The organism is Ochrobactrum sp. A-1, from assembly GCF_022488005.1.
GTDB lineage: Bacteria > Pseudomonadota > Alphaproteobacteria > Rhizobiales > Rhizobiaceae > Brucella.
This window is the reverse complement of the sequence record NZ_JAKVQC010000007.1, coordinates 1,210,857-1,234,304: the sequence shown is the minus strand read 5'-3', so window position 1 is coordinate 1,234,304 and position 23,448 is coordinate 1,210,857. Positions and strand designations below refer to the sequence as shown.

The following is a 23,448-nucleotide window of genomic DNA, read 5'->3' as shown; positions in this document are numbered from 1 at the left end:
GACAAATGAGATGACTAGCTCTATTGGAACTTCGAAAGTCACCTTGGCGGCAGCTGTCGCCAATGGCGCAACGGTCACAGTACCGTACCCGACCGGTCAGACGCAGACGAGCCTGACCGGTACGACTGGCGGTTCTGTCGCTGTCGGCGACAATGATGTTTTCCCGCAGGCTGCAAGCGGCGCAGGCACTGTCGCTTTCGCATTCGGCGCGTCGAACATCACGATCACGAACAACTCCGGTATTTCGTGGCCAGCGAATACTGTCGTCACGGCCGGTTTCGGCCATATCGACATCGACGGCAATTACAACCTCACGTGGCCCAAGCAGGTTCAGGACGCTGCTCTGGCTCCTGCAACGCCGTAAGCCGCGCATTTAATGACGGGGCTTCGGCCCCGTCTTTCTGATTAACGGAGAGATGAAAATGGACGTTTGTAATGCAATGCTGGCCCTTGGCGGTGATCGGGGCAATACGGTTCCCAAATACGGGATTACGGCGGCAGAAATTGCCGTGCTTCAGGCCATTCACGGCGATGAAGCTGTGACTGATATCGAAGTTATCGGCGACGTGGAGCGGTCGAACCGCGACGAACTTGCGCGTTTGCGTCAGGCATACGGTCGCGCCCGCCCGGAAGGAAGCGACGTTTCGCATGTCGATACCCTTTTCCCTGGAGCGGCAGCACGTGTATTCGACACAGTCGATGAGCTGGAACTGGATGAAATTTTCTTCAAAGCCGAGAAGCGCGCAGTGCCTGAAGCCAAGGCTTCGGAAAAGACGGCGGACGCATCCGGGAAATCGAAGAAGGGCAAGGGAAAAGCGGCCGCGTCGCAGACTGAAAGTTCCGGCACCGATGACGTGAATGACGACGGTGTCCAGGACATCGGCGACGAACATTCCGAAGACAACAAAATTTTCGGGTAAAACATCATGGCTCGCGGCACGACGCTTATCCGGCTGCTCGACAAGCTGCGAGCCGAAGCCCGGATCTCCAAAAATCCGACGCACAATATTCAGGTTCGCGAAGCTCACGTCGACCTGCTGCAGCGCGTTCAGGATCGTCTATGGGATGATTTCGACTGGCCGCATTTGCGGGTCGAGCGCCAATTCCCCTTAGCGAACGGGCAGCGCTATTATGCGCCTCCGGAAGACATTCTGATCGACAATATCGAGAAGATCGAAGTCTTCCGGGACGGAACGTGGGTTCCTTTGGATCCGGGTATCTGTGGCTACGATTACGGCATTTATAACAGCGATCTCGACGATCGAGCTTGGCCAACGCTGAAGTGGCAGATCCACGAAGGCGAGCAGATCGAAGTGTGGCCCATTTCGGACATGGACGCTGATCCGGTTACGCGAGACGGCTACATCAAAGTAACTGGCGTTCGGAATTTGCGGCCGTTGGTGGCTGACAGCGATCGTGCCGATCTAGACGACAATCTGATCGTTCTTTACGCAGCTTCCGAGCTATTGGCAGCCAGCGGCGCCAAGGACGCTCAAATGAAGCTGGAGCAGGCCAACCGCATATACGCACGACTGCGCAGCGGGCTCACTCCTAAAAAGACCACACGCATGTTCGGTGCCGGAGCAGTGCCGCGCTCGTCACGCATCGTCATTTCACGCTACAGACCGCCAGGTACTTAAACATGGGCCAGATTTGGGTACGTGAATTTCTCGGCGGCCTTGATCGTCGTCGCATGTCGGAGACGACATCAGGTGGCATTCTTGTTGAAGCTATCGACGGCCACATCACGCGCGGCGGGGAATTTGAGAAGCGGGCAGCGTTTGTAAACAGGTATCAGCTCCCGGCCGGAACGGTCGGCCTTGCTTATACCCGAACCGGACTGGTCGTCTTCGGAAGCGGCGCTGCGCCTGCTATGCCGGTCGGCGTTCGATACCAGAGGCTACAGCATCCGGCAGGTACTCCGACGCTCATTTCAGTTAAGGCGTTCGATTTGTTTGGCGGCAAAATATACGCCATAGGCGTGTTTTCCGATGGAACGACGCATCATTTTTACAACGGCGTTCGGGTGACAGACTGGAACGATACGCGCGCGCGAGCCATTCTCACAGTAACCGGTGGTGGCGTCTTCGCGGCCGTATCGGCGCAAGGTACCGTAACCATAACAGGCGGAATGAGCGGGGCGGGTAACGCAATCAATGCGCTCACTGTCAACGGCGTAGCCATCACAAACGGCCCGGTGTCGCATACTGGCGATAACGTGACGACCGCCACCGCACTCGCAGAAGCGATCAACGAGTTCGTGTCGACACCCGACTATTCAGCTACTGCTTCAGGCAACGTCGTGACAGTGAAAGCGGTTACTGCAGGCGCTGCATCGAACGGATACGTCATTCAGCCGATCGTTGCCGGATCCGTTACTGCAACAGGCTCGACCATGGCAGGCGGCGTGAACGCCAGCACTTCAGTGCTGAACAACCTGACCATTGGCGGCGTGGCGATAATCGGCCAGCCGGTATTCTGGACCGAAAGTCATGCTACGACGGCAGCGGCAATCGCCGAAGCTATAAATGCGTTTCCGTCGGACCCGGAATATACGGCGTTGACGGTTGGCGCGACTATCATAATTCAAGCTGCAGATAGCGGCACGGCCGGAAACGGCAAAGCCGTTACTCCAACGGTCGCAAACGGGCTTTCTTTCAGCCCAAGCAGCACCACTACGAGCGGGGGAGCCGAACCCGGCGCCACGTTCACGCCCGGAAATTTTGCGCGAACCATCGGCGCAAAAATGTACGTGGCCAGCGATGAAAACCTGCATTTTTCCATGATTAAGAACCCGACGAAGTGGACGACTGGTAACACGGGCGCCGGTTTCATCGACATGTCCATGGAAGCGTCCGGCTCGGAGCAGTTAACGGCCGTCGCTAAGTATCAGAACATGGTGGCCGTATTCTCTGCAGAAAACGTGCTCGTCTGGTATATGGACCCGGACCCGAACCTGAACAAACTTTCGCAGGTTCTCAATAACACCGGCACGTCCAGCGCACGCTCAGTCACGCAGTTCGGCGATGACGACATTTTCTATCTCGATACAAGCGGTATTCGCTCTTTGCGAGCACGTGACGCCTCCAATGCAGCTTCGACGACCGATATCGGGTCGCCCATTGACCCGATCGTTGCACCGATTGCTCGCACGCTGACCGCGGACGAAAGAACAAGAGTGTTCGGCGGGATCGAGCCGACAGAAGGCCGTTTTTGGCTCGCTATCAAAGACACCATCTTCGTGTTTTCTTACTTCAGTGGCGCCAAGGTGAGCGCCTGGACGATGTATAAGCCGGGCTTCAACATCGACGAAATGGTCGTCTGGAACCGGCGCGTATACGTTCGCTCCGGCAATAACATTTATGTCTATGGCGGCGACGGGGTCGATCTCGTTTACGATAACACTGAAGCCGTTGCCCGGTTGCCATATCTGGACGCTGACGCCCCGACCCGTAAGAAAACCCTAAGCGGGCATGATGCTGCGGCTGAAGGTCGATGGGAAGTATCCGTGTCCATGGATCCGAACTTTCCTGACGTGCCCGAAGTGCTCGGCAATGTCATTGACACGACCTACGTCAGCGAACGACTTCCGGCCCAAGGTGCATCCACACATTTCAGCTTTACCTACCGGTCGAAAGGCCCGGGGCCGGCGAAACTTGGCGCTATTGTCATCCACTACGACGCGGCGGAAGACAATGACTAGGCTGACGCTGAATGTCCCCACCAAAGACGATTTCCTTCACGTCGCCCGGAACATGCGGGCGCGTGATGCAGCCGAATTTATGGCCGTATCAGCGGCTCAGACGCGGGAGCAACTGGCCGATGTTCTGGCGGAAAGTTACGCCTCGCATCCTGGCGTCATCTGCGGCTACGCGAACGGGGAACCAACTGCAATAGGGGCCATGGTTCTGGCCCGGCCCAACGTAGTCACGTTGATGTTTTTCGCGACCGACGGCTTCAAGACAATTGCGGCACCGCTCACACGCTTCATCCGCCAGCGTTTGTTTCCTCGCTACGAAAACAGCGGGGTTCACCGGATCGAATGCGTCTCTATCGACGGCTACGAGGAAACGCACCGGTGGATCCGGGCGCTCGGGCTGAAGCACGAAGCGAAACACGAAGGCTACGGCCGCAACGGAGAAACTTTCCATACATTTTCGAAGGTGAAGATCGATGTTCGTTAGATTGGCGCTGGAAAGCGACTTTCCGGCAATCGTGGAAATGGCCAGAATTAATGCGGCTCAAACCATGGCCCACCACACCTTTGTTCCAGAGAAGGTGTACGAGACTTGCTATCGATATATTGAACGCGCGAACCCCACGATGTTCGTGGTGGAGCACAACCGCAAAGTCATCGGCTTTATGAAAGCGTCGATGAGTGAGTATGATTTTACTGATGGATTTTACACGACACTTGAGGTAATTTTCGTCTTGCCGGAAAACAGAGGAAGTCGGGCAGCCTCACTCCTTCTCCGGGAGTTCATTTCGTGGAGCGACAGGCTCGGCGCGAAAGAGAACACCGGAGGTAATGACAACGAATTTCACTCAGAACAGACAGCACGGTTTTTCGAGAAGCATGGCTTCTCCCGCGTCGGTTACTTTGTGAGACGTATCAGGGGTGTTTCCGGTGGGAAAGAAGGGCGGCGGTAACGACGAAGCCAAAAAAGCCCGTCAAGCTGAAGAGAAGCGTCAAGCTGAAATTCGGGCAGGCACGCAGCGTATCAACGACATTTTTGACGGATCGTGGAGCGGTTCTGGCGCACTCGGCGCGGATACTGCATTTGACCCGAACGGGACGTACTATAACGCTGATGGATCTGTCTGGTCGGCGCCAACCTCCAGTAGCGGTGACAATAAACTACTGCAGCTATCCAACGGTGTGCTTGGGCGAGCCAACGGTAACTGGGCGCAAACCGGTTCCGGGGGGCGAAATTTTGGTGCGCAACCCCAAGGTGAGGGCAGCTGGATGCTCAAGCGCGGGCCTCACGGTGACAGTGAACGCGTTTGGGTGCCGTCGAAAACTTCCGGCTCCGGCAACCAGATGTCGGCGCAAGAAAAGGCGTTCCGAGAAGCGCTTGCCGGGGGCCAGCTCTATTCTGGCAGACAGAAATCAAATGGGTTCGATGACAACTTCTTCTCCGGCAGGCGACAGGCGTATATCGATTACGCGTCGCCACAGCTGGAAGAGCAGTACGGAGATGCGCAGAAGCAGCTGACTTTCGCATTGACGCGTTCCGGCAATCTCGACAGTTCCATGCGGGCTGACAAATCTGCCGAGCTGCAGAAAATGTACGATTTGAACAAGCAGAAGATCGCAGACGATGCGCTGTCCTACGAAACACAATCGCGTAACGCGGTTGAAGACGCCCGGTCGAACCTCATTGCAACGCTGAATGCGACTGGCGACGCACAGGGCGCAGCTAACGCGGCTTTGGCCAGATCACAGGCGCTTTCGCAGGCACCCGCCTACAACCCATTGAGCCAATTGTTCACCGATTTCACGGCCGGACTTGGCACGCAAGCGGCCATGGAACGAGCCGAAGCGGCAAGCCAAGGCGGCTACAAGTCGAAATACAACACCGGCCTCTTCGGCAACGCCGGTCGTGTGGCTGTAAGTTAAGGAGGCGAACTTGTGTGATCCCCTTACGATAGCAGGTATCGCCCTGACAGCCGGTTCCACCGTCGCTAACACGATGGCGGCGAACAAGGTCCAGAACGCTCGCGACGACGCAATGGCGGCTGAACGCATTCGCCAGCAAGGGCTTGATCAGGAAGCGGCTGCGCTGAATACGCAGTCGCAGGACCGATACAAGGATTTCGGCGGCCAGCAGGAAGACAAAGCTACGCAGCTTGGCGATTACTTCGCGCAGCAGCAGATCGAAGCAGGCAATGCGAACGATGAAAATACGGCCGCGATGATCATGCCGCAGTCCGGTTCGAACATCGTCGTTCAGGAAGAAGCGAAGCAACGCGGCAAGGCCAGAGATTTCGCAAACCAGAACGCAAAAAATCTCGGCAATCTGCGCAGCTTCGGAGATCTGATCGGCTCGATCGGTCGGGATCAGGCACGGGACGCAACGCAAGTCGGCGTGATCGGCGGCTTCAAACGTGGTTCGAGCGGCATTCTTCCCTACGAACTGGAAGCAGCCAACAGCGCAGGCAATGGCATGAAGATGTTCGGTGACATTCTCGGGCTCGGGGGCGGATTAGCGGTAAATGCTGGACTTGGCGGCGGTTCGCTGCCGTCGTTCGGTGGGGCCGCCGCTGCCAAAACCGCACCGGCTGGAGCCAGTTCGAGCCTGTATAGTCTTTACGGAAACAAGACGGGGTTATTCTAATGCCGATCCGATCTAACGGTTACTATAACGACCCCGGCTTCGCACAGGCCGCTTCAAATCTCGCATCATTGTTCGCCCCGCCAAGCGGTTCAGACGCTGCGGGATGGGCCGCGGCGAATGCGAAGAACGCCGAAGCGCGCCGTCTGGCCGATTTCTTTCAAGCGGCGAACGACCCGAGCGTCGCGCGCGAGGCTCTTGACCGCATGGGCATTGGGGCGGGTGCATACGCACCAAACCAGAGCTACTATTCGGTCGATCTTGGGGATCAAACGACGCGGCGTGGCCAAGATATTTCTGCGGCTACATCTGTAGCGAACAACCAGAACACTGTACGTGGGTCCACTATTGCGAGCCTGTACGGAGCGTTGAACCCTGGTCAAGTACGGCCAGAAGTTCCCGAGAACATCGCTGCAACCATCGGGCTTCCGACGGTCGGAGAAGTCAGCGGCGCTCCGAAAGCACCATCAATGGACGAAGTGCAAGCGGCCGTTTTTGGTCAGTTAACGCCAGATCAACAACGAGCAAAGGTGATGCACGACGTGCCAGTCGAGCAAGTTGTTGGGCCCGACGGAACGCCCCAGTTTGTAACGCGCAACGATGCTATCGGGCAGCAGCCATACAACAAGGGGAGCGTTTCAGAACTGGCGCAGCTGCAGACAGAGCGTGCGGCGCTCCCGGCAGGAGATCCGCGCATCGGGGAATACGACGCCCGGATCAGCGCCCTCGGACGCGGCCAGCAGCAGAGCCGCTATGACGCGGTCAATGATGAAGATCTCGCGAAGGAAAACGCGACCATTGCTTCGGCCGCGTCAACTGCGCTCGCGGATCGGAAGACTTATGACGTGATCCTCGCCGCTGCGCAAAATCCGAACGTCGATCAGGGCTCCATGGCTAACGCCAAACTTCAACTCCGCAAGATGCTTAACGCCTTCGGGGTCGACATGGGAGACACTGCGCCCGCCGAAATGTTGAATGCGCTCGGCAATCAGCTTGCATTGAAGCTTCGCGACCCAAGTTCCGGCGCAGGTATGCCGGGCGCGATGTCCGACGCTGACCGTGAATATCTCAAGAGCATGAGTATTTCGCTCGGAAACACACCGCAGGCCAATGCTCTGTTGGCGCAATATTACATCGGTTCGCAGCAGCGGGCTATCGACCTGAACAACTTGCGGACGGAGTACGTAAAAGAGCATGGCCGACTGGATGAAGGGTGGCGTGCTGCGAAAAACGAATACCTCCGTAATTACGACCCAACTGAAAAACTCAGAACGGCCCTTGCGGGGAAAAAGGAAGGCGACACCGACACGGGGTCGGCGGTTACGCCGCCCTCACCTCCATCACCCCCTACGCCTCCCGCACCAGCTCGGTTTGAGCGCGGTCCCGATGGCCGCCTCCGGAGGGTCACGCCATGAAGATCGAATTTGAAGGTCAACAATATGAGTTTCCGGATGATGCGACGGATGATGAGATCGCCGAGGTGTTGGGCTCACTTCCCGCAGCAATGCCTGCGGTGAATACCGGCGCGACGGTTGGTAACTCTCCGGCCTCCGTCGCGCCGGAAGACGTTCGCGACAATACCGGCGTCCCTGGCGGCCAAGCCACAGGCAGCCAGCAACCGCCGACCGCTTTGGGCAAGATAGCGGAAGGTGCGGACGATCTCGCGCGTATCGCAGCGAACGGGCTTACGTTCGGGGCCGCAGATCGCATAGCAGGTTGGGCCAGCGGTAACGGAACAGAACGCGAGCGACAACTCACCGATCAAGCGCGCCAAAACGCAGGTCCGATAGGGACCGCAGTTGATATCGGCGCTTCTGCCGTCGTTCCAATGAAGCTTGGAAGTGAAGGGGTAACGTTACTTGGCCGGTTTGGCACTGACGCAATGACTGGCGTCAAGGGACTTTTGGCCCGCGCTGGACTGGCGGCGGGCGAGGGAGCCGCTTACGGTACTGTCGGGGCAGCTGCGCGCGACGAGGATCCACTGAAAGGAGCGCTGTTCGGTGCACTTGCTGGCGGGGGCGGCAGCATGGCCGTGGAGGGGCTTTCTGCGGCCGGGCAGAAAATTGCTGGCGCGTTTAACAAACGGCCATCGATCCCTACTGTTGACGATGTATCGGCAGCTAAACGTGCTGCGTACGACGCCGTCGATAATTCGGGGACGACGTACGGACCGAAGTTTACGGAACGTTTGCAAAACGACATCGACGGCGCAATGCAGGTGTCGCGAAACGTCGACATGTCGCCCGGGGTCAACACACCTCTGAAGCGTCTGGGGGACTTTGTTGACAACAAGCAAGGTGTAATGAGCGTTCGCGACTTGGATAATTTGCGGAAAACGACATCCAGCGGCTGGTCGAGCGCTCCCGGCGCCGAGCACAACAACGCCATGGTGAGCGAGGTTATCGGCCAGATCGATGACGCAATCGAACGAGCAGCCACTAACCCAAATTTGGCTGGCGTATTGACGGGCGACGCTTCGAAGACCGCGAACGCTCTGCAGGAAGCGCGGAAATTCGCGCAACGCGAATTTAAGGTGAACGATATCGACACCATAACTGACGCTGCCGCACTGCGCGCGGCATCAAAGGGTAGCGGGGCGGACATTGAGAACACCACACGACAAGGCTTTTTGCGCATGCAGCAAAATAAAAAGCTCATGCGCGGCTGGACGTCCGACGAAGAAGACGCGCTGAAGACGATTATTACGGGAACGAAGGGCCAGAATTGGGCGCGTCTGGCAGGTAAATTGGCCCCAACGGGCGTTGTGTCTCTCGGGTTGAGCGGTGGCGCAGGCGGGTCGGCAGGCGCAGCCCTCGGCGGGTATCTGGGCGGCCCAACCGGCGCGGCCGTAGGCGGTCCGATCGGCGCTGGCGCAGCGTACTTAACAGGTATGGCCGGAAAAGCAATTTCCGAAGCAATACAGCGCGGGCAGTTGCAGGATCTGACAGACATCATTCTGTCCGGTGGGTCGCGAGCTGCGACACAAGCTGCTCCGAATGCCGTGCAGCGTGCCATTCCGCAGCTCGAAGACCCACTCATCCGCGCAATCATTGGTAACGCTGCGCAGTAGGAGGTAACAGTGGCAACGGATTTCTGGAAACCTTACGCGGTAGGTGGTGCTCTTCGAGCCGATAGCTTTTCCGGCATGGACCCACGTTTCGGGTCAGCGCTCCAGCAGATGTTTTCGGCGGCACCACCTGACATTCAGCAGCAACTGCGCGTACATTCAGGCTATCGGTCACCGCAGCGGCAAACAGAGTTGTGGAACCAGGCGCTGACAAAATATGGGAGCCCGGAAGCAGCCCGTAAATGGGTAGCGCCTCCAGGGCGTTCAAATCACAATCACGGATATGCAGCCGATATTAAGTACTTGACGCCAATCGCCCGTCAATGGGCGCACGAAAACGCGGGACGGTTCGGGTTGGCGTTTCCGCTGAATAATGAAAATTGGCACATAGAACTTGCCGGTGTCCGCGGCAAAGGACAGAACCGGCCGCAGCCACAACTTGCAGCTGGCTCGAACGCCAATTCAGGCGCCGCAGGATCGCTTGGCGGCGTCCCCGCTCGTACGGTCGAGACAACACCCGTCGCGCCAACACTGCAGGATATGTACGCAAACGCGCAAGCGGCCACATTCACGCCGCCTACTGTCGGAGACGCTATGGCCGGGTTCTTGCAAACCAGAGCCGTTCAACAGCAAGCGCAAGCCGAACGCGACGCCGCAGACATGGAGCGGCGACGCGCCTTGTTCAGCGATTTGGCAGCTATGTACGGTTAATGCCGGTACAATGTGCCTTTTAGACAATCGTTGTTCGGGCTTTCGTCAAAACAAAGTCTCGCAATATTGCTATTTGTGCTCGCCATTAACGTTACGTCGCCGTAATAGTACGGGTAATCGTAGGTGAACTGGTCACAAACAAAAAGAACCGCGCCGAATTTGTAATGGTCCTTTTCGTGAACGCACGTAGGTATTGCCGCATACCCACGCCATATTGATACATAGCCGCTTTCATTGAGCGCTTCTCTTTCGTCGGCGACTGCGAAAACAGCGGGTAGGAAAGACGATATTAATATCACCAATCGAATTTTGTTGCGCATGATAACCCTCCGTTAAGAGGGTTATCACTTGAAAAGTAGTGGGCGTCAATTTTAGCTTGCGACGTTCAACTGCCTGTACGTGTTGAAATACTCCAGCGCCACATCAAACGGCACGATCGCTTCGATCCTCGCATGGCCACCCCTCAATAGCTGCAACTTGAACGTTGACCATTCAGGAACGCGTGGCGCTGGCGGGCGCCGGTTGTGTTCCTTGACGTGGACCAGCTTGCCCTGGCGCCAGTCCATAAACACGTCGATGATGAGCTTGCGGATCTGCGCCGCCTTCGGCGTGCGCGACAGTGCGCAAATAACGAGCGCTTGGCCTTCATTCAGATAGTAGGCTTTGCCGGGGCGTCCGCCTTGCTTACCGGGGTTTGCATCGCGGCGATGCAAACTGCCGTACATCTCTAACTCGTCTCTGTTTCGTTCAATGAGAATGCGAACACTGGTCGAGCGGCCAAAATCTAAGCGCTCGGCCAGATCCACGTCGAGAATGCACGGTTCGCCATCGATAACGGCCAGAGAAGTGGTTGGAATAAAATTGGTCATTTGGTTTCATCCGTTGGTTAGAGTGAAACCCGACGTCACGCTTCGAAACGTGGTGGCCGGGCAATAACGGGTTCGAAGACTGTGCCAACGGACACAGCGAACCTCGCGGTTCCCCGTTACGCCCGACCATAGAAAAAGCGCCCGTAGAAAGGTGCTTCTATGGCGCTTCGGCGCCGTTGGCTTTTGCGGCTTCGAACCCGCATTCACAGATTTTTGCTGCGAACCACACAACGATGCACCGATTTGTCCTACTCGTCAAGCGGCCATGATTCGTTTTAGCCTTGCATGGCAAAATCGAAGATGGCCGGCAGACAAGATAACAACGCTAGTTCAACATCTTATTCACATGTGTATGACGCAAAGTCAATGAAAATCATACGTTGTGTATGATTTATGCCGAGAGCCTTTTCTATGTGTCATACACACGAAGTTGAAAATGGGCCGAAAAACGCCCTAAAAAACAGCCCCGCTACCAAAAGCGCTACCAAAACTGTATGTTGGGCGGCCTACACGGCCGAAGCCCAATCCGCGTAACTTACTGGAATGATTGAGGGATCGAATGGTGGGCGTGACAGGGATTGAACCTGTGACCCCTACGATGTCAACGTAGTGCTCTCCCGCTGAGCTACACGCCCATTCGATGTGGCGCATACACCATATCGCGTTGCGCCCGTCAATGCTCTTTTTTGAAGTTTTTTCGTCTTTTTGTTGATGACAAAACAAAGAGCCGCGAATCCGCCGGATCGCCTCAGGCGGCGATCAACATTTTCTCAATTTCGTTCACCAAATCACGCAGGTGGAACGGCTTGGAAAGCACCTTTGCGTCGCGTGGCGCGTCCGAATCGGGATTAAGCGCAACAGCCGCAAAGCCGGTAATGAACATTATTTTCAGGTCTGGATCGATTTCCGTCGCGCGGCGCGCCAATTCGATGCCGTCCATTTCCGGCATGACAATGTCGGTCAGCAGAAGGGAGAAAGGCTCTTCCTGCAATCTTTCATAGGCACTCGCACCATTGTCGAAGTGCGTCACGTGATACCCGGCTTTTTCCAACGCCTTGACGAGGAAGCGGCGCATATCATTGTCATCTTCAGCTAGAAGGATTCTCTTCATTGTTCCGTCCGAATTCTGTGTCGTGTTCATCGCCCAAAAGCTGACCCTTAACGACTCAATATCCACCGTAGAAAACGCTTCTTTGGTAAATATGGAATGAATGCTCGCGCGAATGTTAATTGTTATGGCGCGTATTTGGCAACAAGCTGTTCAGTGTGACAGGATTGTCGCATATGCACGCCGTGCAAGGGGTGCAAGATTCGTCTTCCGGCCATTTGCACGCATGGGCTGTCTGACGTAATTTATTGCGTTACTGACGTGGATTGTTGTCGGATGGCCTGAATGTTCCGGTCGAAAACGGGTGAAGAATGAGTTTGGAGCGCGATTTTAGTCTGATACCGCCCTTCGAGATATGCGCTCCGGCGGAACAGCGTATTCCGTTTGTTTTCAATTCACCGCATAGCGGGCGTTACTATCCGCATTCCTTCGTTGAAGCCTCGCGCCTCGATGCCGTGAGCATACGCCATTCGGAAGACTGTTATGTCGATGAGCTTTTTGCTTCGGCCATGCGGCTCGGTGCCCCGCTGCTCAAGGCGCATTTCCCGCGTGCGTTTCTCGATGTGAACCGCGAGGCCTATGAACTCGATCCACGCATGTTCGCCGAGCCGTTGCCGCCTTTCGTCAATAGTCAGTCGGCGCGTGTTGCCGGTGGGCTCGGCACAGTGCCACGTCTGGTCGGTGAGGGGCAGCTAATCTATCCGGGGCGCATTCCGCTCGCCGAAGCATTTTACCGTATCGAAGGCCTCTACAAGCCCTACCACCAAACCTTAGAAGCGTTGCTTCAATCCACTCGCCAGCGTTTTGGTTATGCGGTTTTAATAGACTGTCACTCGATGCCTGGTGGCGCGAGGCCCGGTGAAGTCGGATCGCGTCCGGATTTCATTGTCGGTGATCGTTTCGGTCGGTCGTGCAGCGAAAGGCTGACGCAGGCTGCCATCGATCTGCTGCAGGATCTGGGTTACACCGTTGCGCACAACAAGCCCTATGCTGGTGGGTTTATCACGGAGCACTACGGACGGCCTGCTATGGCCTGCCATGCCTTGCAGATTGAGATCAATCGCAGTCTCTATGTGAACGAGCAGAACCTGCACAAGCTTGCCGGTTTCGAAACGCTCTGTGCCGATCTGCACGGGTTCCTGAGCGATCTGACATCCCTGCCGGATGATCTCTTTATCGCCCCACCTCTGGCAGCGGAATAATCCGTTCCGTCGAGCGCTTCTCGCAGATAAAAAGAACCGCGCCCGAACGATACGAGCGCGGTCAAAGACTAGGGAGGAAATGCCCCGAAAGGCATCGACAGGAAAACCTGTCTGGGATTTAAGTTACGTCTGAATGGCGCTAACGTCAAGAAAGTACGCATATTTTTTGAGCTAATTTCAGTATGCTCAATACGTAGGCAAAATTAGCATGGTTTGCATAAGCATGCGCCATGTCTTGGAAACAGGAGTTCGGGGTTGCTGATCGACAAGGCATTTTTTTCTGAAGTGGCTGCCGCCGCGGCGCGCGAAACACTTCCGCGTTTTCGTCAGCTGACGGAAATCGACAACAAATATAGCGTCGGTTTCGATCCGGTGACCGAAGCGGATCGGGCGGCAGAGCGTGCGATTCGTGCAGTTATTGGCAGTGTTTTTCCTGACCACGGTATTCTGGGGGAAGAATACGGGCCGGAGAATATCGACCGTAGCCACGTCTGGGTCATTGACCCCATTGACGGAACCCGAGCCTTCATTTCCGGCCTGCCGGTCTGGGGTACGCTTTTGGGGTTGACTGTCGATGGCGACGCCAAGGCGGGAATGATGTCACAACCCTTCACAGGCGAACTGTTCTACAGCGATGGTGATGGCGCTTATCTCCAGCGGGCCGATGGGGTGCCACGTCGGCTTTCCGTGCGCAGGAATGCCGCCTTGGCCGATGCAACGATGTTCACGACGACGCCCGCTCTTTTCAAAGGTGAAAGTCGTAAGGGATTTGATCGTCTGGAAGGCGCTGTTCGACTGTCGCGTTACGGGGTTGATTGCTATGCCTTCGCGATGCTGGCAAGCGGATTTGCCGATATTGTCGTTGAAGCCGGTCTGCAGCCTTATGACATTGTCGCTCTCATTCCGCTGATTGAGCAGGCTGGCGGCGTGGTGACGCAACGTGACGGCAGCCCGGCGGAAAAGGGCGGTAATGTTATCGCCGCCGCCTCTCCTGACCTGCACAGGGCAGCGCTTGATCTGCTGAATAGCTAAAGCATTTCTCCCAAAAGTGGGAACCGGTTTTGGGAGAAAGACATGCGTAAAAATAAAAGCTGAAAGCATGTCGTTTGAATATGATAGGGCGCGACAGGCTTTAAATACCGGAGGCCAAGGGTTCAATGGTCTCCGGCATGGTTTCCACTTCCGACGATCCGGGTATGAAGGCATCGAAGGCAGCCCAGAGCTGCTCGCGATAAAAGTCGGCTTCCTGAAGCATCTCATGACGTGCGCCGGTAATTGTCGTTAGCGAGACATTGCGCGTGCGCGCGACAAAGCGTTCGATCACCGACGTGGAAACCACGCGGTCCGCGCCAGCGGCAATGATGAGGACAGGTACTGTGGGTCCATTATAGAAATCCGGTTGATTGATGCGCCGAGACGTTTCGAGAGCGCTCCAGAGCCAGCGAGCTGTCGGACCGCCAAGCGCAAGTTCCGGGTTAAGACGTGGGATTTCCATATTCCGCATGAAGCGCGCCGGGTCGCTGGTTAGCGGATTGCCTGCAAAGGGACGTGAGGCCAGCCTGCGCCCGCCGGAAGCATAAACCCGGCCAAGGCCAAGCCATCGAAAGGCCGATGCGATGCGGCGTACATTGTCATCGCTGAGCTTTTGTCCATCAAGCCCCATGAAGGGCGCACAAAGCACCATGCGACTGATGCGCGATGTCAGCCTGCCCATCGAGGAAAGCGCCACGAGCGCACCAGCCGAATGGCCGAGGATGTAGAAGGGCGGGGGACAGTCGGGCAAAGCGATCTGGTCAAGGATAAGGTCGAGATCGTCGGAATAGTCGTCGAAACTGCGGACATAGCCGCGCTGGCGATCCTTCAGCAGCCGGTGCGAGCCGCCTTGTCCGCGCCAGTCGAAAGTCACGACCGCGAAGCCGCGTTCGCTCAGATCGGTCATGGTTTCGAAATATTTTTCGATGAACTCATTGCGTCCCTGAAGCAGGACAACCGTTCCCCGTAACGGCCTCGTTTCTGCTTTCAGGATGGCATAGCGCAGGGTTTTGCCGCCCTTCGCTTCAAGCAGGCCAGCCTTTATTCCGTGCGGAATGGGATTCGCATCGGTTTCGAAAAGCAGTTCCGACATCCGATTGCGGGCCTTTCTGTTTCAGGTTGGGATAGTGCTGTCAGCATAATGGGGCAATTGATGATAAAAAGTAACCGGAAGTTCGAGAGCGAACTTCCGGCTCAAAGAACAGCCGGTGCAAGGGACGTTACGCTGGCTGGTCTGTGGAGAGAATTCTAAAAAAACGCTTAGTACCCGCCAGGTCGGCGTTCGCCGACGATGCGGCCTGAATAGGCGTCGACCATCACGATGACGCGGCGACCGTTCGGTCTCGTGGCACGAACGAAATAGGTGTCGCGGTTAAGGCGCATATCGCCGACATCATAGCCGCGGCGTTCCAGCGAGCGCGCGATACGGCGCGGTCCCATGATGTCGCGGCGGCCATAATCGTCGCCCCAGCCTGGGCGGCGGTCCGGGCCACCATCCCAACCGGGCCGCGGGCCCGGATAAGGACGCGGCGGACGATAGCCGTCATCATCATAATACTGAACCTGAACGCGCAGTCCGCTGTCGGCTGCAAGGGATGATGTCGCAAAACCGGTTGCGACGGTAGCAAGTGCGGCAAAAGCGAGAACAGCTTTTTTCATAACCGTGATCCTTTAGTGAACCCGCTTTGCAGCAGGCATGGTGGGACATTAGCCCCAAGCAGCTGAACGCTCGCCAAAGATGATGTTCATTTTGGGTTCATTGTGCGGCGGATCGCCCAAAATGTAGGCCCCTATAGATCAGGAGTTGTTACGCAAAGTGACAGCCCGTGTAGACCGCGTTTCGCAATCGTCACGCGCGCGCGGCCTTGAAATGAAAAAGAACCGTTCCCAAATGAGTTTTGCGGTCGCCTGAAAGGGGCCGCCGGCATCAAGGAATTCGCCAGAAGGGAGTTTCGCCGCCGTGTATGATCCCGAAAACACCAGCGCGTTTCGGAAAAGATCATGCTGAAACAAGCATCATGTCGCTCTAAAGGAGGGCTAACACATGCGTCACGTAGATTTTTCCCCGCTTTATCGTTCCACGGTCGGTTTCGATCGGCTTTTCACCATGCTTGATACGCTCGCTTCGCCGGAGGGTAACCAGTCCTATCCGCCGTATAATATCGAGCGCACGGGTGAAAACACCTATCGCATCACCATGGCGGTCGCGGGCTTTTCCGAAAGCGAACTCGAAATCGAAGCACATCGCAACCAGCTGACCATCAAGGGTCAGAAGGCAGATGAAAATGCTTCCGATATTGGCGAAGTTCTCTATCGTGGTATTGCCTCGCGTGCTTTCGAGCGCCGTTTCCAGCTCGCCGACTTCGTTGAAGTCGCCGGTGCGAGCCTCAAGAACGGTCTCCTGCACATTGATCTCAAGCGTGAGATTCCTGAACAGATGAAACCGCGCAAGATCGAAGTTACCAAGGCTGGCTCTGACAGCGCTCAGCAGATTGAGGCAAAAATCGCTCATTAAGCTCGGTGGATAAGGAATAAGAAAAGGCGGCGCTTCAAGCGCCGCCTTTTTCGTCTTCATAGCTTCTACAGAGCGTCAGGCGATCAAGTCGGCGAACCGGTCGACATCTTCTTCCGTGTTGGCGAAGCTCGTCACGAAGCGGGCGAAAATTTCACCGTCACTGATGCGGTTCACTTCTGAATGTGGCGGGTTCCAGTCGTAGAAGATCGCTCCGGCATTGCGCAGGCGGTCATAGACTGACTGTTTCATGATGGCGAAGACCTCGTTGGCCTCCGGCTTCCAGGCAAGGCGCATCTGGCTCGACGCATTGATATGACCGGCGAGGCGCGTTGCAAGTGCATTGGAATGGCGGGCTAGTTCAAGCCAGAGATCATCCTGCAAGTAGGCGTCAAACTGCGCCGCGACAAAGCGGGTCTTGGAAAAAAGCTGTGCTGCGCGCTTGCGGATGAATGGAAGGTCCTTGGCGCGGGTGGGGTCCATGAAGACTAGCGCTTCGGCACACCAGCAGCCGTTTTTCGTGCCACCGAAGGAAACGATGTCCACACCCTGTTTCCAGGTCATTTCGGCAGGCGTCATGTTCAGCGAAACAAGCGCATTAGCAAAACGTGCACCGTCCATATGCAGCGGCAGGCCCGCATCGCGGCAGATCTTGGAAATGGTGGCAATATGTTCGGGCTGATAGAGCGTACCAACTTCGGTCGCCTGCGTGATGCTGACGGCCATGGGTTGTCCGGCATGAACGAAAGCTGGATTGAACCGCTTCAGTTCACGCTTGAGAAGCTCGGGGTCGATACGGCCATGCGCGCCGTCAATTGGATGCAAACGGGCGCCGCCGGTAAAATATTCAGGCGCGCCGCATTCGTCCTCAATCACATGTGCTTCACGGTGGACCAGCGATACCCCGCCGGGGCGATTGACGCTGGCGAGCGCCAGCGAGTTGGCTGCGGTTCCGGTTCCGACAAAGAACACGGCAACTTCGCGCTCAAACAATTCGTTGAAGCGTTGTTCTACGCGCTTGTCGATTTCGCTTGCGCCATAGGCTGCTGCAAAACCCGCAGCATGCAACGAAAGGCTCTCGGCGATTTTGGTATGGGCGCCTGCCCAATTGTCTGACGCAAAATGCACGTGTTTCTCCAGATGGGTTGAATGGGCTATCGCACAGTCGACATTTCTATAACCTGTCGGACAGAAGTGGTTAAGGCCCGGCTTACGCGAAAAATGTCATCAGTCTGCCTATTTTTTAGGCATTCCTGAAGCAAACGAAAGCGCGCCAAACTGACGCAATGGTGGCTAAACGCAATTAAAATCCAGTAAAATCACGGCTTTTGATATTTTATTACGGAAGATGATGAGAAAAATTGCGTTTCCATCTTGTGAGGCAATTTGAATTCTGTCATACGTAATTAGGACAGCAATGCTGTCCAATTAAACGCTGATGCAAACGGAAGCGCCGCAACGCTCTCCGAAAAGTTTCAGAAAGAGGCGCCGTACTGGCAGACACATAGTCTGGCGGTAACAGGCGCCCCGACCGCGACAGGAGGAATTCTAGTGCGCCATTTTCTGGTGGGCTGAGTGTCGTCTGTCCAAGCCTGATGAGAATAAGGCGCTAAACATCGTTCCTCGCACCGGCCTTGCCGCTCGCCCGGAGCCTCGTCCAACGCCTTGTCGATAAGGCTTCCTTTATATGTAAATCAACGGCGGGATGGTTGTCGCACCATCTCGGTATATACTGATCGCGCACCTCATGATGAGGGCCAAACGGAGGGAATGACGATGACGCATTTGACGCCATCTGTATCGAATGTGGTTTCTCACAACGTACAGAACGGAACGGTCAAAGCTGCGACGACCGCTCCCAACCGAACGACGCGAAAAACGAAAGCCGCGGGTTTGCCCGCAGCGCAAGGACTTTACGATCCGCGCAATGAACATGATGCATGCGGTGTTGGCTTTATTGCGCATATGAAGGGCAAGAAGTCGCATCAGGTCGTGGAAAACGGCCTCAAGATGCTGGAAAACCTCACCCATCGCGGTGCCGTTGGTGCCGATCCGCTGATGGGCGATGGTGCTGGCATTCTCGTGCAGATTCCGGATCGCTTCTTCCGCGAGGAAATGGCGCGTCAGGGCATCGATTTGCCGCAGCCCGGCCATTATGGCGTCGGCTATCTGTTCATGCCGCGCGATGCGGAACTGCGCGCCCATATTGAAGAGATCGTCAAGGAAGTCATCACTGCCGAAGGCCAGACCTTTATCGGCCTGCGCGAAGTGCCTGTTGATAATTCATCGCTTTCCAAGGCGCCGGATATCGCCGCAACCGAACCATTTCACATTCAGCTCTTCGTCGGACGCAATCCGATGCTGGAGACGGACGATGATTTCGAACGCCGCCTGTTCGTTCTGCGCAAGGTCATTTCCAACCGTATCTATCAGGAAAACGACGGCGACGATAAGGGCTTCTATGTCGTGTCCATGTCGGCACGTACGGTCGTCTACAAGGGCATGTTCCTCGCCTATCAGGTCGGTGCCTATTATCAGGATTTGAAGGACCCGCGTTTTGAAAGCGCGGTAGCGCTGGTGCATCAGCGCTTCTCCACCAACACTTTCCCGTCCTGGCGTCTTGCACATCCGTACCGCATGGTTGCGCATAACGGCGAAATCAACACGCTGCGCGGCAATGTGAACTGGATGGCTGCACGCCAGGCTTCAGTCGACTCGGAACTGTTCGGCAACGACATTTCCAAGCTCTGGCCGATTTCCTACGAAGGCCAGTCGGACACGGCCTGCTTCGACAATGCGCTCGAATTCCTGCATCAGGGCGGCTACAGCCTCGCACACGCGATGATGATGCTGATCCCGGAAGCATGGTCGGGCAACAAGCTGATGTCGGATGAACGCCGCGCGTTCTACGAATATCATGCGGCGCTCATGGAGCCGTGGGACGGTCCGGCAGCCGTGGCTTTCACGGACGGTCGCCAGATTGGCGCGACGCTTGATCGTAACGGCCTGCGTCCAGCGCGCTATATCGTGACGGACGATGATTTCGTCATTCTGGCTTCGGAAGCCGGTGTTCTGCCGGTCGAGGAAAAGAAAGTCGTCAAGAAGTGGCGCCTTCAGCCGGGCCGCATGCTGCTGATCGATATGGAAGAAGGCCGCATCGTTTCAGATGAGGAAATCAAGTCCCAGATCGCGCAGAAGCATCCCTACAAGCAGTGGCTCGCCAACACGCAGCTCATTCTGGAAGACCTTAATCCGGTCGAGCCGCGTGCGCTGCGCAAGGATGTGAGCCTGCTCGACCGCCAGCAGAGCTTCGGCTACACGCAGGAAGACACCAAGCTGTTGATGTCGCCCATGGCTACGACTGGTCAGGAAGCCATCGGTTCGATGGGTACGGATACGCCGATCTCGGCCATGTCCGACAAGTCGAAGATGCTGTTCACCTATTTCAAGCAGAACTTCGCGCAGGTCACCAACCCACCGATCGATCCGATTCGCGAAGAATTGGTGATGAGCCTTGTCTCCTTCATCGGCCCGCGTCCGAATATTTTCGACCTTGTCGGCACGTCACGCCGCAAGCGTCTGGAAGTGCGCCAGCCGATCCTGACCAATGGCGATCTGGAAAAGATCCGCTCCATTGGTCATACGGAAGACCGCTTCGATACCAAGACGCTCGACATCACCTATAATTCGGGTGAAGGTGCAGCCGGTATGCACGGCGCTATCGAACGCCTTTGTGACCGTGCAGAAGCGGCTGTTCACGGTGGCTACAACATCGTCATCCTTTCGGATCGTCAGGTTGGTCCGGACCGCATTCCGATCCCGGCTCTTCTGGCGACGGCAGCCGTGCACCATCACCTGATCCGCAAGGGCCTGCGCACGTCGGTTGGCCTCGTTGTGGAATCGGGCGAGCCGCGCGAAATACATCATTTCTGCTGCCTCGCCGGTTACGGTGCCGAGGCGATCAATCCTTACCTTGCCTTCGACACATTGCTCGACATGCATCGCCGTCGCGAGTTCCCGCCGGAAGTTGACGAGAATGAAGTCGTCAAGCGCTACATCAAGTCGATTGGCAAGGGCATCCTCAAGGTCATGTCCAAGATGGGCATCTCGACCTACCAGTCCTATTGCGGCGCGCAGATTTTCGATGCAGTTGGTCTGCAAACGGGCTTTGTTGACAAGTTCTTCTTCGGCACGGCAACGAGCATTGAAGGCGTTGGTCTCGATGAAATCGCGGAAGAAACCGTACGTCGCCACACTGATGCCTTTGGCAGCGATCCGGTTCTGCTGACCTCGCTGGAAGTTGGCGGTGAATATGCCTACCGTATGCGCGGCGAGGCTCACCTGTGGTCGCCGGATGCGGTTGCCAGACTGCAGCATGCAGTGCGCACCTCCAATCCGGAGACCTTCACCGAATATACGCGCATGCTCGACTCCAAGTCGGCGCAGGCGAAGACTATTCGCGGCCTGTTCAACATTCGTTTCGCTGACGAGCGTGGTCTGAAGCCGGTTTCCATCGATGAGGTCGAACCGGCAACGGAAATCGTCAGGCGCTTCTCGACGGGTGCGATGTCCTTCGGCTCGATCTCCAGAGAAGCCCACACAACGCTGGCGCGCGCCATGAATGCCATTGGCGGCAAGTCGAACACCGGCGAGGGTGGTGAGGAGCCGGATCGCTTCTATCCGTTGCCGGATGGCAAGCCGAACCCAGAACGCTCTGCCATCAAGCAGGTGGCATCGGGCCGTTTCGGTGTGACGACGGAATATCTCGTCAACTCCGATCTGATCCAGATCAAGGTCGCGCAAGGCGCAAAGCCCGGCGAAGGCGGCCAGCTGCCGGGCCACAAGGTCGATGCGACTATCGCCAAGACCCGTCACTCGACGCCGGGTGTAGGCCTCATTTCGCCGCCTCCACACCATGACATCTACTCGATCGAAGATCTGGCGCAGCTCATCTACGACCTGAAGAACGTCAATCCGGCTGCCGATATCTCGGTCAAGCTGGTGTCGGAAGTGGGTGTTGGCACGGTTGCTGCCGGTGTTGCCAAGGCACGTGCCGACCACATCACCGTGTCGGGTTATGATGGCGGTACGGGTGCTTCGCCGCTCACCTCGCTGAAGCATGCCGGAAGCCCTTGGGAAATCGGTCTTGCCGAAACCCATCAGACACTGGTGCTGAACGGGCTTCGCTCTCGCGTGGCCCTGCAGGTCGATGGTGGTCTGCGCACCGGTCGCGATGTCATCATCGGTGCGCTGCTCGGTGCCGACGAGTTCGGCTTCTCGACCGCTCCGCTGATTGCCGCCGGTTGCATCATGATGCGCAAATGCCATCTGAACACCTGCCCGGTGGGCGTGGCGACGCAGGATCCGGTTCTGCGCAAACGCTTCAAGGGTACGCCGGAACATGTCATCAACTTCTTCTTCTATTTGGCGGAAGAAGTGCGTGCTTTGTTGGCAGAGATGGGCTTCACCAAGCTGGAACAGATCATCGGCGAGACCGAGTTTCTGGAAAAGCAGGCCATGATCGACCATTGGAAAGCCAAGGGTCTCGATTTCAGCCGCATTTTCTACAAGCCTGAAGCCGAGAAGCACGAAATCTACTGGACCGAGCGTCAGCATCACCCGATTGAGGATGTCCTTGATCGCAAGCTGATTGCCGAAGCTATGCCCGCGCTGGAAGACCGCCAGCCGGTCAAGATCGATGTCGCCATCAAGAATGTGGATCGTTCTGCTGGTGCGATGCTTTCCGGTGAAGTTGCGAAGCGCTTCCGCCACAAGGGTCTGCCGGAAGACACCATCGCCGTTACGCTCCGCGGTACGGCTGGCCAGTCTTTCGGTGCGTTCCTGGCGCGTGGTGTTTCGTTCGAGCTGATCGGCGATGGCAACGACTATGTCGGCAAGGGCCTTTCGGGCGGTCGCATCGTCATCCGCCCGCCGGAAGACACGCGTATCGTCGCCGAAGATTCCATCATCGTCGGCAATACGGTGCTCTACGGCGCGCTTGAAGGCGAGTGCTACTTCCGCGGCGTTGCCGGCGAGCGTTTCGCCGTCCGTAACTCCGGTGCGGTCACGGTTGTCGAAGGCGTGGGCGATCACGGTTGCGAGTACATGACCGGCGGTGTCGTCGTGGTCATAGGCCAGACGGGGCGCAATTTTGCGGCGGGCATGTCGGGCGGTGTTGCCTATGTGCTGGATGAGGAAGGTGACTTCGCCCAGCGCTGCAACATGGCGATGGTCGAGCTGGAGCCGGTACCGGAAGAAGACGACATTCTCGAAAAGCTGCATCACCATGGCGGCGACCTTATGCACAAGGGCCGTGTGGACGTTTCAGCCAACATGACCCATCATGATGAGGAACGTCTGGTGCAGCTGATCGCCAATCATCTGCACTACACCGGCTCGACGCGGGCGAAGGACATTCTCGACAATTGGGAGAGCTATCGTCCCAAATTCGTGAAAGTCATGCCGGTCGAATACCGCCGCGCTTTGGAAGAGATGGAGCGTATGCAGATCGGTGTTGCGGCTGAATAGGACACGATCCTGAAAAGTGGAGCCCGGCCTTCGGGTCGGGCGCCCTTCGCCACGTGAGAGATAACAACGTCCTTGCAAGCCAGC

Annotated in this window: 20 protein-coding genes and 1 tRNA gene; 15 read left to right on the top strand and 6 right to left on the bottom strand. The window is 56.6% G+C overall.

Features of this window, described 5'->3' with window-relative positions; translation table 11 throughout:
• Positions 1-10 precede the first annotated feature (10 nt).
• The 11 genes from MKS82_RS23965 to MKS82_RS23915 are packed head-to-tail and all read left to right on the top strand — an operon-like array spanning position 11 to position 10,113.
• Complete coding sequence (locus MKS82_RS23965; RefSeq protein WP_240579379.1) at positions 11-364, top strand: hypothetical protein; 354 nt, start codon at positions 11-13, stop codon at positions 362-364.
• Between the two features lie 58 nt (positions 365-422).
• Positions 423-920, top strand: coding sequence for a hypothetical protein (locus MKS82_RS23960; protein ID WP_240579378.1), 498 nt, complete (start codon positions 423-425; stop codon positions 918-920).
• 6 nt (positions 921-926) lie between these two features.
• On the top strand, positions 927-1,640 hold the full coding sequence (locus tag MKS82_RS23955) for a phage adaptor protein (RefSeq protein ID WP_240579377.1): 714 nt from the start codon (positions 927-929) through the stop codon (positions 1,638-1,640).
• A gap of 2 nt (positions 1,641-1,642) precedes the next feature.
• On the top strand, positions 1,643-3,703 hold the full coding sequence (locus MKS82_RS23950) for a hypothetical protein (protein WP_240579376.1): 2,061 nt from the start codon (positions 1,643-1,645) through the stop codon (positions 3,701-3,703).
• Positions 3,696-4,184, top strand: coding sequence for a hypothetical protein (locus MKS82_RS23945; protein ID WP_240579375.1), 489 nt, complete (start codon positions 3,696-3,698; stop codon positions 4,182-4,184). Before MKS82_RS23950 ends, MKS82_RS23945 begins: the two co-directional genes overlap by 8 nt.
• Positions 4,174-4,650 carry a GNAT family N-acetyltransferase gene (locus MKS82_RS23940; RefSeq protein ID WP_240579374.1) on the top strand — a complete coding sequence of 159 codons (477 nt, stop codon included), beginning with the start codon at positions 4,174-4,176 and terminating at the stop codon, positions 4,648-4,650. Before MKS82_RS23945 ends, MKS82_RS23940 begins: the two co-directional genes overlap by 11 nt.
• Positions 4,628-5,620 carry a hypothetical protein gene (locus MKS82_RS23935; protein ID WP_240579373.1) on the top strand — a complete coding sequence of 331 codons (993 nt, stop codon included), beginning with the start codon at positions 4,628-4,630 and terminating at the stop codon, positions 5,618-5,620. Before MKS82_RS23940 ends, MKS82_RS23935 begins: the two co-directional genes overlap by 23 nt.
• A gap of 10 nt (positions 5,621-5,630) precedes the next feature.
• Entirely contained in the window at positions 5,631-6,338 is a 708-nt protein-coding gene (locus tag MKS82_RS23930; protein WP_240579372.1) for a hypothetical protein, read from the top strand.
• Positions 6,338-7,750, top strand: coding sequence for a hypothetical protein (locus tag MKS82_RS23925; protein ID WP_240579371.1), 1,413 nt, complete (start codon positions 6,338-6,340; stop codon positions 7,748-7,750). Before MKS82_RS23930 ends, MKS82_RS23925 begins: the two co-directional genes overlap by 1 nt.
• Positions 7,747-9,405: a hypothetical protein gene (locus tag MKS82_RS23920; protein WP_240579370.1), complete on the top strand. Its 1,659-nt coding sequence runs from the start codon at positions 7,747-7,749 to the stop codon at positions 9,403-9,405. The genes MKS82_RS23925 and MKS82_RS23920 overlap by 4 nt, the downstream gene beginning before the upstream one ends.
• A gap of 9 nt (positions 9,406-9,414) precedes the next feature.
• On the top strand, positions 9,415-10,113 hold the full coding sequence (locus tag MKS82_RS23915) for a M15 family metallopeptidase (RefSeq protein ID WP_240579369.1): 699 nt from the start codon (positions 9,415-9,417) through the stop codon (positions 10,111-10,113).
• 371 nt (positions 10,114-10,484) lie between these two features.
• Here the strand turns inward: MKS82_RS23915 and MKS82_RS23910 are convergent, their stop codons facing one another.
• The 3 genes from MKS82_RS23910 to cpdR form a co-directional block, all read right to left on the bottom strand.
• The gene (locus MKS82_RS23910) at positions 10,485-10,982 is read right to left on the bottom strand and encodes a hypothetical protein (RefSeq protein WP_240579368.1); all 498 of its coding nucleotides are present in this window, start codon (positions 10,980-10,982) and stop codon (positions 10,485-10,487) included.
• Positions 10,983-11,542: 560 nt separating this feature from the next.
• Positions 11,543-11,617, bottom strand: a tRNA-Val gene (locus tag MKS82_RS23905).
• A 113-nt stretch (positions 11,618-11,730) separates the two neighbouring features.
• Positions 11,731-12,093 (bottom strand): cell cycle two-component system response regulator CpdR, encoded by a 363-nt coding sequence (gene cpdR, locus MKS82_RS23900; protein WP_002966536.1) that lies wholly within the window; start codon positions 12,091-12,093, stop codon positions 11,731-11,733.
• Between the two features lie 308 nt (positions 12,094-12,401).
• On the opposite strand from cpdR, the gene MKS82_RS23895 reads away from it, so the two are divergent.
• On the top strand, positions 12,402-13,292 hold the full coding sequence (locus MKS82_RS23895) for an N-formylglutamate amidohydrolase (RefSeq protein ID WP_109988316.1): 891 nt from the start codon (positions 12,402-12,404) through the stop codon (positions 13,290-13,292).
• A 255-nt stretch (positions 13,293-13,547) separates the two neighbouring features.
• Entirely contained in the window at positions 13,548-14,324 is a 777-nt protein-coding gene (gene hisN / locus MKS82_RS23890) for a histidinol-phosphatase (RefSeq protein ID WP_109988317.1), read from the top strand.
• 100 nt (positions 14,325-14,424) lie between these two features.
• Here hisN and MKS82_RS23885 read toward each other — a convergent pair whose 3' ends face one another.
• Together MKS82_RS23885 and MKS82_RS23880 are read right to left on the bottom strand one after the other, a co-directional pair.
• Positions 14,425-15,417, bottom strand: a complete 993-nt coding sequence (locus tag MKS82_RS23885) for an alpha/beta fold hydrolase (RefSeq protein WP_109988318.1) — start codon at positions 15,415-15,417, stop codon at positions 14,425-14,427.
• Between the two features lie 167 nt (positions 15,418-15,584).
• Complete coding sequence (locus MKS82_RS23880; protein ID WP_109988319.1) at positions 15,585-15,983, bottom strand: antifreeze protein; 399 nt, start codon at positions 15,981-15,983, stop codon at positions 15,585-15,587.
• Between the two features lie 385 nt (positions 15,984-16,368).
• On the opposite strand from MKS82_RS23880, the gene MKS82_RS23875 reads away from it, so the two are divergent.
• Positions 16,369-16,839 carry an Hsp20 family protein gene (locus tag MKS82_RS23875; RefSeq protein ID WP_109988320.1) on the top strand — a complete coding sequence of 157 codons (471 nt, stop codon included), beginning with the start codon at positions 16,369-16,371 and terminating at the stop codon, positions 16,837-16,839.
• Between the two features lie 75 nt (positions 16,840-16,914).
• On the opposite strand, the gene MKS82_RS23870 is transcribed toward MKS82_RS23875, so the two are convergent.
• Positions 16,915-17,964: a threonine aldolase family protein gene (locus MKS82_RS23870; RefSeq protein ID WP_109988321.1), complete on the bottom strand. Its 1,050-nt coding sequence runs from the start codon at positions 17,962-17,964 to the stop codon at positions 16,915-16,917.
• Between the two features lie 648 nt (positions 17,965-18,612).
• Between MKS82_RS23870 and gltB the strand changes: the two genes are divergently transcribed.
• Positions 18,613-23,364 carry a glutamate synthase large subunit gene (gene gltB / locus MKS82_RS23865; RefSeq protein WP_109988331.1) on the top strand — a complete coding sequence of 1,584 codons (4,752 nt, stop codon included), beginning with the start codon at positions 18,613-18,615 and terminating at the stop codon, positions 23,362-23,364.
• Positions 23,365-23,448: the final 84 nt, after the last annotated feature.

Bases quoted from the DNA above. Each gene is read 5' to 3' on its own strand.
- MKS82_RS23965 (WP_240579379.1), top strand. From the start codon at position 11: ATGACTAGCTCTATTGGAACTTCGAAAGTCACCTTGGCGGCAGCTGTC.
- MKS82_RS23960 (WP_240579378.1), top strand. From the start codon at position 423: ATGGACGTTTGTAATGCAATGCTGGCCCTTGGCGGTGATCGGGGCAAT.
- MKS82_RS23955 (WP_240579377.1), top strand. From the start codon at position 927: ATGGCTCGCGGCACGACGCTTATCCGGCTGCTCGACAAGCTGCGAGCC.
- MKS82_RS23950 (WP_240579376.1), top strand. From the start codon at position 1,643: ATGGGCCAGATTTGGGTACGTGAATTTCTCGGCGGCCTTGATCGTCGT.
- MKS82_RS23945 (WP_240579375.1), top strand. From the start codon at position 3,696: ATGACTAGGCTGACGCTGAATGTCCCCACCAAAGACGATTTCCTTCAC.
- MKS82_RS23940 (WP_240579374.1), top strand. From the start codon at position 4,174: ATGTTCGTTAGATTGGCGCTGGAAAGCGACTTTCCGGCAATCGTGGAA.
- MKS82_RS23925 (WP_240579371.1), top strand. From the start codon at position 6,338: ATGCCGATCCGATCTAACGGTTACTATAACGACCCCGGCTTCGCACAG.
- MKS82_RS23920 (WP_240579370.1), top strand. From the start codon at position 7,747: ATGAAGATCGAATTTGAAGGTCAACAATATGAGTTTCCGGATGATGCG.
- MKS82_RS23910 (WP_240579368.1), bottom strand. From the start codon at position 10,982: ATGACCAATTTTATTCCAACCACTTCTCTGGCCGTTATCGATGGCGAA.
- cpdR (WP_002966536.1), bottom strand. From the start codon at position 12,093: ATGAAGAGAATCCTTCTAGCTGAAGATGACAATGATATGCGCCGCTTC.
- MKS82_RS23895 (WP_109988316.1), top strand. From the start codon at position 12,402: ATGAGTTTGGAGCGCGATTTTAGTCTGATACCGCCCTTCGAGATATGC.
- MKS82_RS23885 (WP_109988318.1), bottom strand. From the start codon at position 15,417: ATGTCGGAACTGCTTTTCGAAACCGATGCGAATCCCATTCCGCACGGA.
- MKS82_RS23880 (WP_109988319.1), bottom strand. From the start codon at position 15,983: ATGAAAAAAGCTGTTCTCGCTTTTGCCGCACTTGCTACCGTCGCAACC.
- MKS82_RS23875 (WP_109988320.1), top strand. From the start codon at position 16,369: ATGCGTCACGTAGATTTTTCCCCGCTTTATCGTTCCACGGTCGGTTTC.
- gltB (WP_109988331.1), top strand. From the start codon at position 18,613: ATGACGCATTTGACGCCATCTGTATCGAATGTGGTTTCTCACAACGTA.